Source organism: Pseudomonas palmensis, from assembly GCF_049942755.1.
GTDB lineage: Bacteria > Pseudomonadota > Gammaproteobacteria > Pseudomonadales > Pseudomonadaceae > Aquipseudomonas > Aquipseudomonas palmensis.
On record NZ_CP187958.1, the window covers coordinates 5,721,985 to 5,735,769 of the forward strand.

A 13,785-nucleotide genomic window follows, 5' to 3' on the forward strand; every position below is an offset into this window, starting at 1 on the left:
TGACTGGGTGCCCGATCAGCCCATCAGCTCGACATCCGGAATCGCCGCCACCGTGGTTTCGCGCAGCAGCGCCAGGAACTCGACGACATAGGGTTTCTGGCTGTCTGCCGGCAAGGTGGCAGCCCAGATATCCGAGATAAGCCCCTCGCGGGTGATGGGCCTGGCCGTCACGTACTGACGCTGGAGGTAGGTCTGCACGGCCCAGCGTGGCAGCACCGCAATGCCGCGCCGCGCGGCCACCAGCATCAGGATCGCGACAGTCAGCTCGGCGGTGCGGCGCACAGGCTTGATCCCCGCGGGCCGCAGCAATGAGCGGACAATGTCCAGCGCGTCTTCCTCGATCGGATAGGTCACCAGGGTTTCGTCGATAAAGTCCTCGGCCGTCAAGAACTCGCGCAGGGCCAAGGGGTGGTCGTTGGCAACCAGTGCCACCAGCGGATAGCGAAACAGCCCGTGAAAATCGACCCCTTCCTCGTCCCTTTCGGAGCAGGACACCAGTGCAAGATCGGCGGTGCGCTGATGCAGCAGGCCAACGGGATCGTCGTGATAACCCGATACCAGGTCCACTTCCACCTCAGGCCAGCGTGCTCTAAAGGCATCGACTGCGGGCATGAGCCAGTCAAAACAGGTGTGGCATTCGACAGCGATACGCAAGGTACCGCCGGTGCCTTCGGCCATCTGCAGCAGGTCACGCGTGGTCTGATTAAGAATGGGCACCACTTTGTCGGCGGCTTCCAGCAGCCGCTTGCCAGCCGGCGTAAAGACCACCGGGGAAGACTTGCGAACGAACAATCGGGTGCCGAAAAACTCCTCCAGCGCCTTGATGTGATGGGACAAGGCGCCTTGGGTCAGTCGCATCCAGGACGCGGCGCGGGAGACGCTGCCGCTGTCGCGCAGGGCCACCAGCGTTTGCAGGTGGCGAACATCGATCGGGATTCTGTCCATTAAATTTACTGAGGTTAGGTGACGATATTATTCGTTTGAATAATAGACCTGCGATTTTCATACTTCCAGCCTCGATTTCACCCAGGCAAGACAGAGGCTGCACGCAAGATGAAAAAAACACACATGCACAGGCAGGTCGGCATTCTGGCAAGTGCACAGGCCTTGTTCCAGACGGTTTCGGTTCTGGTGATGACCATCGGCGCACTGGCAGGCGCCCAGTTGACCCACCGCGCCGACATGGCCACATTGCCTATCGCCAGCATGTTCCTGGGCACCGCACTGGCGATGTTTCCGGCCTCGTCATTCATGGCAAACGCCGGGCGCAGGGCCGGCTTTGTACTTGGCGCGGCGCTGGGCGTGACCGGCGGCATGGTCGCTGCCGCCGGTATCTGGTTCGGCTCCCTGGCCCTGCTCGCACTGGGCACCTTCCTGGTCGGCACCTATCAGGCCTTTGCCCAGTTCTACCGTTTTGCCGCAAGCGAGGTCGCGGACGAGAGCTTGCGCCCCAAGGCCATCTCGCTGGTGCTGGCAGGTGGCATAGTCGCTGCACTGCTGGGGCCGGCGTTGGCGCGGTTCGGAGGCCAGTGGATAGGCCCGCAGTACTTCGGGTCATTTGTTCTGCTGACCGTCGTCGCCGTGTTGGGGCTGGGCGTGCTGCTGTTTCTGGACATGCCTGCCACCGAACCACCGGCGGCGGCCCTGGACAAGGGCCGGCCATGGGCCCGGATCGTCCTGCAGCCGACCTACCTGGTAGCCCTGTTCGGCGCGGTGACCGGCTATGGCGTGATGATACTGGCGATGACGGCGACTCCGCTGGCGATGCTCCACCATCACCATCCGCTGGCCACGGCCGCCACCGTCATCCAGTTGCACGTGATGGGCATGTTCCTGCCCTCGTTCTTCACCGGCGCCCTGATTTCCCGGCTGGGTGCGGCGTGGGTGATGCTGCTGGGCGTGATGCTGCTGGCCTTGCACGTTCTGACCACCTGGTCCGGCACGGGCTTCAATGCCTTTGCCAGTGCTCTGGTTCTGCTGGGTGTGGGCTGGAATTTCCTGTTCATCGGCGGCACGGCCTTGCTGACCACAACCTACAGCCCGGCGGAAAAGAGCCGGGCCCAGGCGACCAACGACATGGCGATCTTTGCGGTGGGATTGACGTGCTCGTTTGGCGCCGGCGGCCTGCTCGACGTGTTTGGCTGGCAGGTGCTGAATGCGCTGCTGCTGCCTTGGCTGGGGCTTGCCGGCCTGATGATCGTATGGCGGCTCGTGGCTGAAAACCGCACCCGAACGCTACCGCAGGGCTAGGGCCGCACGGGGTGTGGCACCCGGGATGATCCGGCAAGCACTCCAGCTCTTGTATAGACTGGGTCTGGACGCGCCTCATCACTGACGGGATTGCACGATGAATCACCGCTACACCCGCCTGGACAGGCTGGCCAGCAGTTCACTGCGCCTGAACATGGGGCTTGCCGTGCTCCTGGGCCTGGCGCTGCTGTTGACTGGCTTATGCTACTGGGGCGTGAATCGCGTGCTGCAGAAGCAGGAAGACACGGTGAAGTTTCACTTCGCCCGCCTGATGGAAAACATCCGCGAGCAGGAAGCCTTTCTCAGCGCCGTGTCGCGCAAAAGCGCCGAAGGCCAACTGCTGGGCGCCTCCAGTGTGCCGGTGGTGGTGCAACGGTCTTCGTCCGATGCCACCGGTGCGGTCTATGAAGAACTCGAATACGCCTTCTCCCTGCCGTTCAGCGTGAAGATCAACCCGGCCAGGATCGCAGCCTCGCAACACGCCAGCGTCTCTACCCTGGGGGCGAACCTGGCCAACTACTACAGTGCATTCTGGTCGGCTTCGCACTATCAATCGCCCCAGGTGCTGCTGTTCAACCTGCCGGACAACTTCGATATCAGCGTACCGGCCATGGGGCGCCTGCGCGGCACGGGTCGGCCCCGACAAGAGGACTTCGATCGTGTGGTGCGCCAGGTGGGCAAGAGCCTGCACGACCACGCGCCGCGGGACCACCAGGTGCAGTGGGTGCCCTATGACGCAGGCCCCGATGCCCCTGCCACTGTGCTGGGGTATGTCGACATCGACCTGTCGGCAACCCGGCTGCACATTTCAGGGGCCAGCCCCTCGGTGGTGGTGGCGTCCATGTTCACGCTGGATCAGGTCAACAACATCGAACGCATCATGCAATGGTCGATCTACGATCACTTCAGCCTGATCGCCCCCACCCGCGAGGCATTGGTGGGCGAGTTCAAGCCCGATCGGGTGCTGCATGAAGGCCTGAACCTGAACGCTGACGGGCTGGTGTTCCGTGTGACAAGCCCGGGCGAGCAGCCCTGGACCGGCATCTATGTGATCGGTTTCAAAAGCTTTGTGGACTATGCCTTCTGGCCGCTGCTGGGGCTGGTTGCACTGATGCTGGCCGGATTGGGCGGCGGCTGGGCGTTCAATCACTGGTATCGCAAGCATGTGGTGTTGCCTGCCCACCGTGCACTTGAAGACATCGCCGAGAGCGAGGCTTTCAGTCGAGCCGTCATCGACACGGCGCCAGCCGGTCTGTGCGTGCTGCGTTGCAGCGACTACGCGGTGCTGCTGGAAAACCAGCACGCCCAGCAGTCCCACGGCAGCGCCACGCTGATCGGCGCCCTGCGTCGACAGCACGACCTGCCCGAGCGGGGCTCAACCGATCTGCAGGTTGAAGGCCGCCATTGGCACGTGAGCTTTGTGCCTACCCGCTACCACGGCGAAAACGCCTGGCTGTGTGCCTTTCATGACGTTACCCGGCTTGTCGAAGATGCCGCCAGCCTTGAACAGGCGCGCTTGGCCGCCGATTCCGCCAATGAAGCCAAGACACGTTTCCTGGCCACCATGAGCCATGAGATCCGCACACCGCTGTACGGCGTACTGGGCACCCTGGAGCTGATGGGGCTGACCGCGCTCGACCCGCGCCAGCAGCACTACCTGCAGACCATCCAGCGATCATCGGCCACCCTGTTCCAGCTGATCAGCGACGTGCTGGATGTGTCGAAGATCGAATCCGGACAGATGACCATCGACGATCTGGACTTCTGCCCTCTGGAGATGATCGAGGCCACACTCGGCACCTACAGTGCATACGCCCAGGCCAAAGGCTTGCAACTGTATGCCTGCATCGATGCCGACCTGCCCGACCGGCTGCGCGGCGATCCGTTGCGCATTCGCCAGATCCTCAACAACCTACTGAGCAATGCCATCAAGTTCACCGACAGCGGCCGGGTGGTGCTGCGGGCTCGGGTCGTGGAACAGGACAGCGAATACAGCCAGTTGCAGTGGCAGGTCAGCGATTCGGGACTGGGCATTTCCCAGGCCCAGCAGGTGCATCTGTTCGACCCGTTCTATCAGGTGCGCGACGCCAGCAGCGAGGCCGGCGCAGGCCTGGGCCTGTCCATCTGCCGCCGGCTCTGCGAACTGATGGACGGCCAGCTCGACGTGGTCAGTGCAATCGGGCTGGGCAGCAGTTTCACCCTGCAGCTGAAGCTGCCCCGCGCGCCCGGCGCACTCACCGACTGTCCTGAACTCGAGCCATCCACCGCCCCTGTGTACGTGCGCGCACCCGTCCCGGAACTGGCCCGGCACCTTTGCGCCTGGCTCGTTCGGCTGGGGGTAGACGCCCGTCCGCTGGCCAGCGACATGGGTTCGGGCAACGACGCGACACTGTTGGTGGACATGCTCGCGTCCGGTCAAGCGTGGGCTGGCCCCCGGATCAACGCCGTACCGGGCGGGCCCAACCCACCCGACCACGGCGCTGATGGCTGGGAGGTCGATGCCTACGACGTTCGCGCGATCGCCAGGGCGGTGGGCCTGGCGCACGGCGGTCACGACACGCAGCACAGCGCCTGGCCAGCGGGCACCCGCCAGCCACTGGACCTGCGGATTCTGGTAGCCGAAGACAACCCCATCAATCAGGCGATCATCAAGGAGCAACTCGAAGCCCTGGGCTGCGTGGTCACGGTGGCGTTCAACGGTGAGCAGGCACTGGCACTCTGGGCGCCCGGGGCGTACGACCTGGTGCTCACCGACGTCAACATGCCGGTTATCAATGGCTATGAGCTGACCCAGGCACTGCGCCAGCAGGATGCCGACCTGCCCGTGATCGGCATCACAGCCAACGCCATGCGCGATGAAGGCGAGCGCTGCGCGGCCGTGGGCATGAACGCCTGGATGGTCAAGCCCCTGAACCTGCACACCTTGCGCACTCAGCTGTTGCAGCACTGCGAGCTGGTTCTGCCGCAGCCCTTCACCGAGGTCGACGAACCCGCCACCACACTCTTGAGCGACGTCGACACCGTCCACGTTCCGCCTGCGATGCGAAAACTGTTCATCACCTCGATGCGCGACGACCTGCACAAGATCCACGTCGCACTGGACAACGCCGATGCCGGCGTCCTGGCGCAGGTACTGCACAGCCTGGGCGGCGCCCTGTGCTCGGTTCAGGCGTTCGCCCTGGCCACCTTGTGCGCCGAACTGGAATGCCAGCTTGCGGGGTCGCACATCACGCCGCAGCTGGCCCGGAAAGTACGCCAGGTGCAAACGCGCCTGGAGACCGTGCTGAACACACAGCAAGCCCTGGACGGTTGAAGCCGTCCTGTCTTGCGTATTCGAAGAGGATTGTTGCGCAACGAAAAAAGGGCCACTTTTCAGTGGCCCTTCTTTCTGACGAATTACAGACCTTTCGATCTGTAGCTCCAAATACTGGAGCGGGAAACGAGACTCGAACTCGCGACCCCGACCTTGGCAAGGTCGTGCTCTACCAACTGAGCTATTCCCGCGTCGTGTTGATGGGGGCCATTCTAGCGATTTTAAAAACGCCGTCAACCCCTTGATTCAAAAAAGTTTATTTTATTTCAGAGCCTTCACGCAGGTGCGGCCAGGCTGCACGCAGGTAGTGCACCATCGACCACAGGGTCAGCCCCGCCGCCACCAGCAGCAGCGCATAACCCAGGCCTACCCAGAACCCCCACACCGGCGGGTTGCCCAGCAGGATCACCAGCGCCAGCATCTGCGCCGCGGTCTTCCACTTGCCCAGGTTGGACACCGCCACATGGGCACGTGCGCCCATCTCGGCCATCCATTCACGCAGCGCCGACACCACGATCTCGCGACCGATGATGACCGCCGCCGGCAGCGTGAGCCACAGGTTGGCATGCACCTGCACCAGCAGCACCAGGGCCACGGCCACCATCAGCTTGTCCGCGACCGGGTCGAGGAAGGCGCCAAACGGAGTGCTCTGCTGCCACCGACGAGCCAGGTAACCGTCCAGCCAGTCGGTGGCGGCGGCAACGGCAAACACGCTGCTGGCGGCTATGTAGCTCCAGTGATACGGCACATAGAACAGCAGTATGAAGATCGGTATGAGCAGAACGCGTAGTACGGTAAGCAGATTCGGGATATTCATCGGCACAACTGGCTGCGAGGTGAGCGGGCATTCTACTCGCTATGCAGGCTGTCATAAATCGACTCGGCAAGCTTTTTACTGATTCCGGGTGCTTTGGCGATTTCTTCGACGCTGGCACGGCTCAGTTCCTGCAGTCCGCCAAAGTGTTTTAGCAGGTCGCGCCGGCGCTTGGGCCCTACCCCGGCGACGCCTTCCAGGGTCGAGGTGCGCCGCGTCTTGCCGCGCCGCGCGCGGTGACCGGTGATGGCGAAACGGTGCGCCTCGTCGCGGATCTGCTGGATCAGGTGCAGCGCCGGCGAGTCGCCCTTGAGGGTGAACTCGTGGGCCACATCGTTGAGGTACAAGGTTTCGAAACCGGCCTTGCGCGTGGTGCCCTTGGCCACGCCCAGCAGAATCAGGTCGGGCACGGCCAGTTCCTGCAGCACGTCGCGGGCCATGTTCAGCTGGCCCTTGCCGCCATCCACCAGCAGCACGTCCGGCAGCTTGCCCTCGCCGTCCTTGATCCGCGAGAAGCGCCGGGTCAGGGCCTGGTGCATGGCCGCGTAGTCATCGCCGGCGGTCACGCCCTCGATGTTGTAGCGCCGGTAGTCGGACTTGATCGGGCCTTCGGGGCCGAACACCACGCAGGAGGCCACGGTGGCCTCGCCGCTGGAGTGACTGATGTCGTAGCACTCCAGGCGCTGCGGGGTTTCATCCAGGTCCAGCACCTGGGCCAGCGCATCGAAGCGCGCGGCCATGTGCTGGCGGTTGGCAAGGCGCGCCATCAGCGCCTGCTCGGCGTTGGTCACGGCCAGTTGCTGCCAGCGCGCGCGGGTGCCGCGCACCCGATGGCTGATGGTCAGCTCGCGACCCCGAAGGGCCTCGACGGCGGCGCACAGGGCTTCGAAGTCTTCGTGCACCACGTTGACGATCAGCTCGGCAGGCAGTTCGCGCTCGGCGTTGCCCACGTAGTACTGGGCCAGGAACGCCGACAGGACCTCGGCCACGTCTTCCTCGATGCCCACCTGCGGAAAGAAGTTCTTGCTGCCCAGCACCCGCCCGCCGCGCACGCTGATAAGGTGCACGCACGCCCCGCCCGGGTTGACGAAAGCGGCCACCACATCCACGTCGCCGCTGCCGCCCTCCATGCTCTGCTGATCCTGCACGCGACGCAGCAAGGCGATCTGGTCGCGCAGCTCGGCGGCACGCTCGAACTCCAGGGCCATCGCGGCGCGCTCCATCTCTTCGTTGAGCTCGTTGGTCAACTGGTGGCTGCGCCCCTCCAGGAACATCACCGAGTGGCGCACGTCGGCGGCGTACTCCTGTGGCTCGACCAGGCCGACGCACGGCGCCTTGCAGCGCTTGATCTGGTACTGCAGGCACGGCCGGGTGCGGTTGGCGTAATAGCTGTCTTCGCACTGGCGCACGAAGAAGGTCTTCTGCAGCAGGCTCAGGCTTTCGCGAATGGCACCGGCACTGGGGTAAGGGCCGAAGTACCTGCCCTTGGCCTTCTTGGCCCCGCGATGGATGCCCAGGCGCGGGTAGTCGCCATCACTGAGGAACACATAGGGGTAGGACTTGTCGTCGCGCAACAGGATGTTGTACGGCGGGCGCCATTCCTTGATCAGGGTCTGCTCGAGCAGCAGCGCCTCGGTCTCGTTGGCGGTAATGGTGGTCTCGACCTGAGCGATGCGCGCCACCAGCGCGGCTGTCTTGGGCGCCAGGCCCGCCTTGCGAAAATAGCTCGCCAGGCGCTTCTTGAGGTTTTTGGCCTTGCCTACATACAACAGGCGCGCGCCTTCATCGAACATCCGGTAGACACCCGGACGTCCGCTGCAGGTCGCCAGAAAGGCACTTGAATCAAACGCTGGGGTCATATCAGAGGTTGGCGTCAACCATACCGTGGCGCACGGCCAGCAACGTCAGTTCCACGTCGCTGGTAACGGAAAGTTTCTCGAAGATCCGGTAACGGTACGTATTCACCGTCTTCGGCGACAAGCACAGCTTGTCGGAAATGATCTGCACCTTCTGGCAACCGACGATCATCAGGGCGATCTGGATCTCCCGCTCCGACAGGCTGTCGAACGGCGAGGCATTCTGCGGTTCGAACGACTTGAGTGCCAGCTGCTGGGCTATCTGCGGGCTGATGTAGCGCTGCCCGGCAAACACCAGGCGAATGGCCTGGACCATTTCACCCAGCCCGGCGCCCTTGGTCAGGTAGCCGGCCGCACCGGCCTGCAGCAGGCGGGTGGGAAACGGGTCTTCCTCGCACACGGTCACGGCCACCACCTTGATGTCGGGGTGGCTGCGCAGCAGCTTGCGGGTCGCCTCCAGGCCACCGATGCCGGGCATCTTGACGTCCATCAGGACCACGTCGGGCTTGAGTTCGCGGGTGAGTTTCAGTGCTGCCTCGCCGGAATCGGCTTCCCCTACCACCTGCAGGCCGTCGATGTCGGCCAGCATGCGGGTAATGCCCGTACGCACCAAATCGTGGTCATCGACCACCAGGACCCTGATCAAGCAGACACCTCGCGTTACGGTGTGAATTGTATCCGGCCACCTTAGCAAAAAATCGACCGGGTGAGCTAACTGTAAACGCCATCCGGCTGACGTCAATTTCCCAGCCTTCCTACGTGGCTTCCTACGCGGCTCATCGTCACTGCAGCTGGGCTTCTGCCTGGATGAGCAGACCTGCCTGTACAGGCACAGGCCACGCATGAAACTGAAACTATGCCCGGCTCGCCACGCGGAGCACAAGCGGTGGCGAATGCAAAAAAAAGCAACGCCAATAAAACAGGCTGTTCACGCTCGCGATGCACTCATCAACACAACTAACCCGTCGCCCGATTGCAACTTTCAAAACATTAAGCTGAAACGGTTTACCTAATTAAATGAAGGCGATTTGCCACCATTAAAATTTATGTAAAAACCTCGTGGAAGCATTTTTTTGGCGCCATTAAAACACACCAAATACACATATCAATTTTTTGACGTCGAACTTTATACAAACTATATGTCATTGTTTTTAAATGGTTTTTTAACTTTCACAAAACAAACTATATTTTTTTCTAGTTAATTTGATATGAAGTGTTGCCGTTCCAAAATTAAACGCTATAGGATGAAAAAAAGAGAGATAAGCCGCCGACGAACATCAACGTTCGCCGCGTTTCAGTTTGCGCCTGCCGCCTGAACATTTATCAACTACACAAGGGTTCGCTCAGGCGAACAGTGCTAAAGGGATCTCTATGAACATCAGTATTTTCGGGCTCGGATATGTAGGTGCCGTGTGCGCCGGGTGCCTCTCGGCACGTGGCCACAATGTGGTGGGGGTGGATATCTCCCCGGCCAAGATCGACATGATCAACCAGGGCAAGTCGCCCATCGTCGAGCCGGGGCTCGAGCAGCTGTTGCAACAGGCCGTGCAGCAAGGGCGCCTGTACGGCACCACCGACGTACAACGCGCCGTGCTCGACACCGAACTGTCGCTGCTGTGCGTGGGCACGCCCAGCAAGAAGAACGGCGACCTCGACCTGGTGTACATGGAGGCCGTATGCCGCCAGATCGGCGAAGCCCTGCGTGACAAGGCTGGCCGTCACACCGTGGTGGTGCGCAGCACCGTGCTGCCAGGCACGGTCAACAACGTGGTCATCCCGCTGCTCGAGCAAGCCTCGGGCAAGAAGGCCGGCGTCGATTTCGGCGTGGCGGTCAACCCCGAGTTCCTGCGTGAAAGCACGGCCATCAAGGACTACGACTTCCCGGCCATGACCGTGATCGGCGAACTCGACACCCAGTCGGGCGACATCCTGCAATCGCTGTACGAGGGCCTGGACGCCCCGGTGATCCGCAAGTCGATCGAAGTGGCCGAGATGATCAAGTACACCTGCAACGTGTGGCACGCCACCAAGGTGAGCTTCGCCAACGAGATCGGCAACATCGCCAAGGCCTCCGGGGTGGACGGACGCGAGGTGATGGACGTGGTGTGCCAGGACCACAAGCTCAATCTGTCGCGCTACTACCTGCGCCCCGGCTTCGCCTTCGGCGGCTCGTGCCTGCCCAAGGACGTGCGCGCCCTCACCTACCGCGCCGGCCAGCTGGACGTCGAGCACCCGCTGCTGGCCTCGATCATGTCCAGCAACCGCAGCCAGGTGCAGAACGCATTCGACCTGGTCAGCGGTTTCAACAAGCGCCGTATCGGCCTGCTGGGGCTGAGCTTCAAGGCCGGCAGCGACGACCTGCGCGAAAGCCCGCTGGTGGAGCTGGCCGAAATGCTGATCGGCAAGGGCTACGAGCTGCGCATCTTCGACGCCAACGTCGAGTATGCCCGGGTGTTCGGCGCCAACCGCGACTACATCGAGTCGAAGATCCCGCACGTGTCGTCGCTGCTGTGCAACGACCTCGACCAGGTGATCGACGGCGCCGAGATCATCGTGCTGGGCAACAACGACCCGCGTTTCGCCCAGGCTCTGGAAGGCAATGGCGACAAGCAGATCGTCGACCTGGTCGGTTTCATGCCCAACGCCAGCAACGCCACCCAGGAAGGGATCTGCTGGTAAGGCCACAGGCTCCGTCAAGAGAGCCCAAGGCGTTCGACTCCACGCGTCACCCGACTGTTTACCTGCCTGAGTGCCGCCTCCTTCGGAGCGCCGGCGAACCTCATGTGCGTGAACGGCCGGGTGCGCGCTGCCCGTCCCAAGGAGAAACGGCACCATGAAACCACAGCAACAGCGGCCCGAGGGCCGACCCGGCTACCTGCAGGCAGGCGCCAGCTTCTGTGCCTGGGCCTGCCTGTTCGGCCTGGTCGCGCTGGCGTCGCAGATGATCGCGCCGCAGTACCTGGACCCCAGCCACCACACGTTCATCTTCATCATCGGTACCCTGGGCATGTGGCGCTACGGCAATGCCATCGTCCACTACATCCGCGGCATGTACTTCCTGCACTGGAAGTTCCCGCGCATCCGCAAGGCGGTCGAGCGCATGGGCGACGATGCCCTGCCCTCGCACATGTTCATGGTGGTGACCAGCTTTCGCATCCCCACCCACACCACCTTCAAGGTGTACCAGTCGGTATTCCAGGAAGTGCAGCGGCTGAACGTGCCGTGCACGGTGATCGCCTCGATCGTGGAAAAAGGCGACGAGCAGTTCATCAAGACCATCATGCGCAACGAGGTGGTCGATCGCGACGACATCAAGCTGGTGATCGTGCGCGCCCGTGGCACCGGCAAGCGTGACGGCCTGGCCCATGCCTTCCGTGCCCTGTCGCGGCAGATGCCGCTGCAGGACGCGGTGGTCGGCGTGGTCGACGGCGACACCATGATGCTGCCCGGCTGCGTCGAGCGCGCGGTCAAGCTGTTCGCCTACCTGCCCAATGTCGGTGGCCTGACCACCAACGAGTTCTGCGAGGTCGAAGGCAGCCCGCTGATGCGCCAGTGGCACTCGATGCGCTTCGTGCAGCGGCACATCAACATGTGCTCGATGGCCCTGTCGCACCGGGTGCTGACCCTGACCGGCCGGCTGTCGTTCTTTCGCGCCAGCGTGATGACCGACCCCGAATTCATCCGCGACGTGGAAGCCGACTTTCTCGAACACTGGCGCCTGGGCCGCTTCCAATTTCTCACCGGCGACGACAAGTCTTCGTGGCTGAGCCTGATGCGCGCCGGCTGGGACACCTTCTACGTGCCCGACAGCAACACCCTGACCGTGGAGCATCCACCAGACAACAGCTTCTGGCGCGCCACCCGCCAGCTGATGTTCCGCTGGTACGGCAACTCGCTGCGCCAGAACTTTCGCGCCACCCACCTGCTGGGCCGCGCCCGCCTGGGCCTGTTCACCCTGTACGTGCTGCTCGACCAGCGCGTGTCGATGTGGACCTGCCTGATGGGCCTGACCGCCTCGGTAGTGGCCGGTGTGGTGTTCGGCATCGAGTACCTGCTGGTGTACCTGTTCTGGGTACTGCTCTCGCGCAGCCTGGTGACGGTGCTGTTCCTGTTCGCCGGTCACCCGGTCAGCCCGGTGTACCCGTTCGTTCTCTATTACAACCAGATCGTGGGCTCGCTGATGAAGGTGTACGCACTGTTCCACATGGACCAGCAGAGCTGGACCCGGCAAAAAACCACGCTAAGCAACGGCACTGTCGATTTCGACACGGCCCTGAACCGCTGGTCATCGAAGGCGATGCTGTTTTCATCCATCGCGATTTTCTTCGGTGCCATCTCGGTACTTCTCGAACTCACGCAACGTTAAGGAAAGGCGCCTGCCATGAGTAGCTCGAACATCCCAGCAGCCCCCGGCACCACTGCAGCCAATGTGGTCCACGAGGCCATCGACGAACGCCAGTACGTGCGCACCAAGCTCAATGCCCGGGTCAGGCTCAGCGCCCCCGGCCAGGCGCCCATCGACAGCACCCTGCAGGACATCTCCCTGGGCGGCCTGGGCCTGGTGCACAGCGCCCCGCTGAAGATCGGCAGCCTGTACACCGCCTCGATCCAGCTGCGCCTGAACCAGGTCGACCTGAACATCGACAGCCAGATCAAGATCGTCTCGCAGCGCGGCGCCGAAGTCGGCGCGCAGTTCGTCGACCTCGACGCCCAGAAGCGCGACATCCTGCGCTACATCATCAGCGCCTACCTGTCGGGCGAAATTGCCGACGTCAACGGCCTGTTCAACGTGATGCAGCGCGAGAACTACATCAAGGAGCGCAAGCACAAGTACGCCAGCGCACGCAATGCAGGCGATCGCCTGCGCGCCATCGGCGGCACCCTGCTGTTCACCGCCGCCGGCATCGCCGCCCTGAGCTTCGTGGCCTACAAGAGCTACCTGCTGTTCTTCCGCATTCCGGCCGTGCAGGCCCAGGTCAGTGCCGATGCGCAGATCATCAGCATGCCCGACAACGGCTACGTGAAGTTCCTGCTGCAGCCTGGGCAGAGCGAGGTCAAGGCCGGCGAGCCGCTGGCCAACATCTCCACCCAGCTGGCCACCAGTTTCACCAGCCCGGCCGACATGAAGGCGCTGGCCGACCTCGCGCCCGGCGACCTGCAGACCCTGCTGGGGCGCGCCACCATCGAGACCGTGATCAACAGCCCGTGCGACTGCCAGGTGTACTTCCCCAGCACGCCCATGAACGGTTACGGCTACAAGCAGGCGCCGCTGCTACACCTGCTGCCCAAGGACCAGCCGCTGTACGTCAGCGCCAACGTGCCGTTCGACAAGCTGAGCGACATCAGCCGGGTCAGATCCGTGGACCTGCAGGTATTCGGCCTGGACGAACGCTTCGGCGGCACCGTGGTGGACTCGCGGGTCGACGCACTGAACAAGAACCTCGCCCTGACCATCCGGCCGGACCGTCCGCTGCCACTGGCGGCCTACCAGAAACCGGTGGCGGTGGACCTGTACCTGGGCCTGCCGGCCTTGCCGTCGCTGTCGCGCTGAA

At 62.9% G+C, this 13,785-nt stretch carries 9 protein-coding genes and 1 tRNA gene; 5 read left to right on the top strand and 5 right to left on the bottom strand.

What is annotated here, in order from left to right; translation table 11 throughout:
* Positions 1-15: 15 nt before the first annotated feature.
* Positions 16-945, bottom strand: coding sequence for a LysR family transcriptional regulator (locus ACPRTJ_RS26440; protein ID WP_426427665.1), 930 nt, complete (start codon positions 943-945; stop codon positions 16-18).
* 108 nt (positions 946-1,053) lie between these two features.
* Between ACPRTJ_RS26440 and ACPRTJ_RS26445 the strand changes: the two genes are divergently transcribed.
* Entirely contained in the window at positions 1,054-2,250 is a 1,197-nt protein-coding gene (locus tag ACPRTJ_RS26445; protein WP_078481056.1) for an MFS transporter, read from the top strand.
* Positions 2,251-2,347: 97 nt separating this feature from the next.
* Positions 2,348-5,563, top strand: coding sequence for a hybrid sensor histidine kinase/response regulator (locus tag ACPRTJ_RS26450; protein WP_116053556.1), 3,216 nt, complete (start codon positions 2,348-2,350; stop codon positions 5,561-5,563).
* Positions 5,564-5,678: 115 nt separating this feature from the next.
* Here ACPRTJ_RS26450 and ACPRTJ_RS26455 read toward each other — a convergent pair.
* From ACPRTJ_RS26455 to gacA, 4 genes are all read right to left on the bottom strand, one after another.
* Positions 5,679-5,754, bottom strand: a tRNA-Gly gene (locus ACPRTJ_RS26455).
* Between the two features lie 65 nt (positions 5,755-5,819).
* Positions 5,820-6,380 carry a CDP-diacylglycerol--glycerol-3-phosphate 3-phosphatidyltransferase gene (pgsA, locus tag ACPRTJ_RS26460; RefSeq protein ID WP_043860267.1) on the bottom strand — a complete coding sequence of 187 codons (561 nt, stop codon included), beginning with the start codon at positions 6,378-6,380 and terminating at the stop codon, positions 5,820-5,822.
* 32 nt (positions 6,381-6,412) lie between these two features.
* A complete protein-coding gene (gene uvrC, locus ACPRTJ_RS26465; protein WP_043860266.1) occupies positions 6,413-8,236 on the bottom strand; it encodes an excinuclease ABC subunit UvrC in 1,824 nt (607 codons plus the stop codon).
* A gap of 1 nt (position 8,237) precedes the next feature.
* A complete protein-coding gene (gene gacA, locus ACPRTJ_RS26470; RefSeq protein ID WP_043860265.1) occupies positions 8,238-8,879 on the bottom strand; it encodes a response regulator transcription factor GacA in 642 nt (213 codons plus the stop codon).
* A gap of 725 nt (positions 8,880-9,604) precedes the next feature.
* On the opposite strand from gacA, the gene ACPRTJ_RS26475 reads away from it, so the two are divergent.
* From ACPRTJ_RS26475 to ACPRTJ_RS26485, 3 genes are all read left to right on the top strand, one after another.
* Positions 9,605-10,912: a nucleotide sugar dehydrogenase gene (locus ACPRTJ_RS26475; RefSeq protein ID WP_043860264.1), complete on the top strand. Its 1,308-nt coding sequence runs from the start codon at positions 9,605-9,607 to the stop codon at positions 10,910-10,912.
* 154 nt (positions 10,913-11,066) lie between these two features.
* Positions 11,067-12,599: a glycosyltransferase gene (locus tag ACPRTJ_RS26480; RefSeq protein WP_173925053.1), complete on the top strand. Its 1,533-nt coding sequence runs from the start codon at positions 11,067-11,069 to the stop codon at positions 12,597-12,599.
* Positions 12,600-12,614: 15 nt separating this feature from the next.
* The gene (locus ACPRTJ_RS26485) at positions 12,615-13,784 is read left to right on the top strand and encodes a PilZ domain-containing protein (RefSeq protein WP_054916489.1); all 1,170 of its coding nucleotides are present in this window, start codon (positions 12,615-12,617) and stop codon (positions 13,782-13,784) included.
* The last annotated feature ends 1 nt before the right edge of the window (position 13,785 follow it).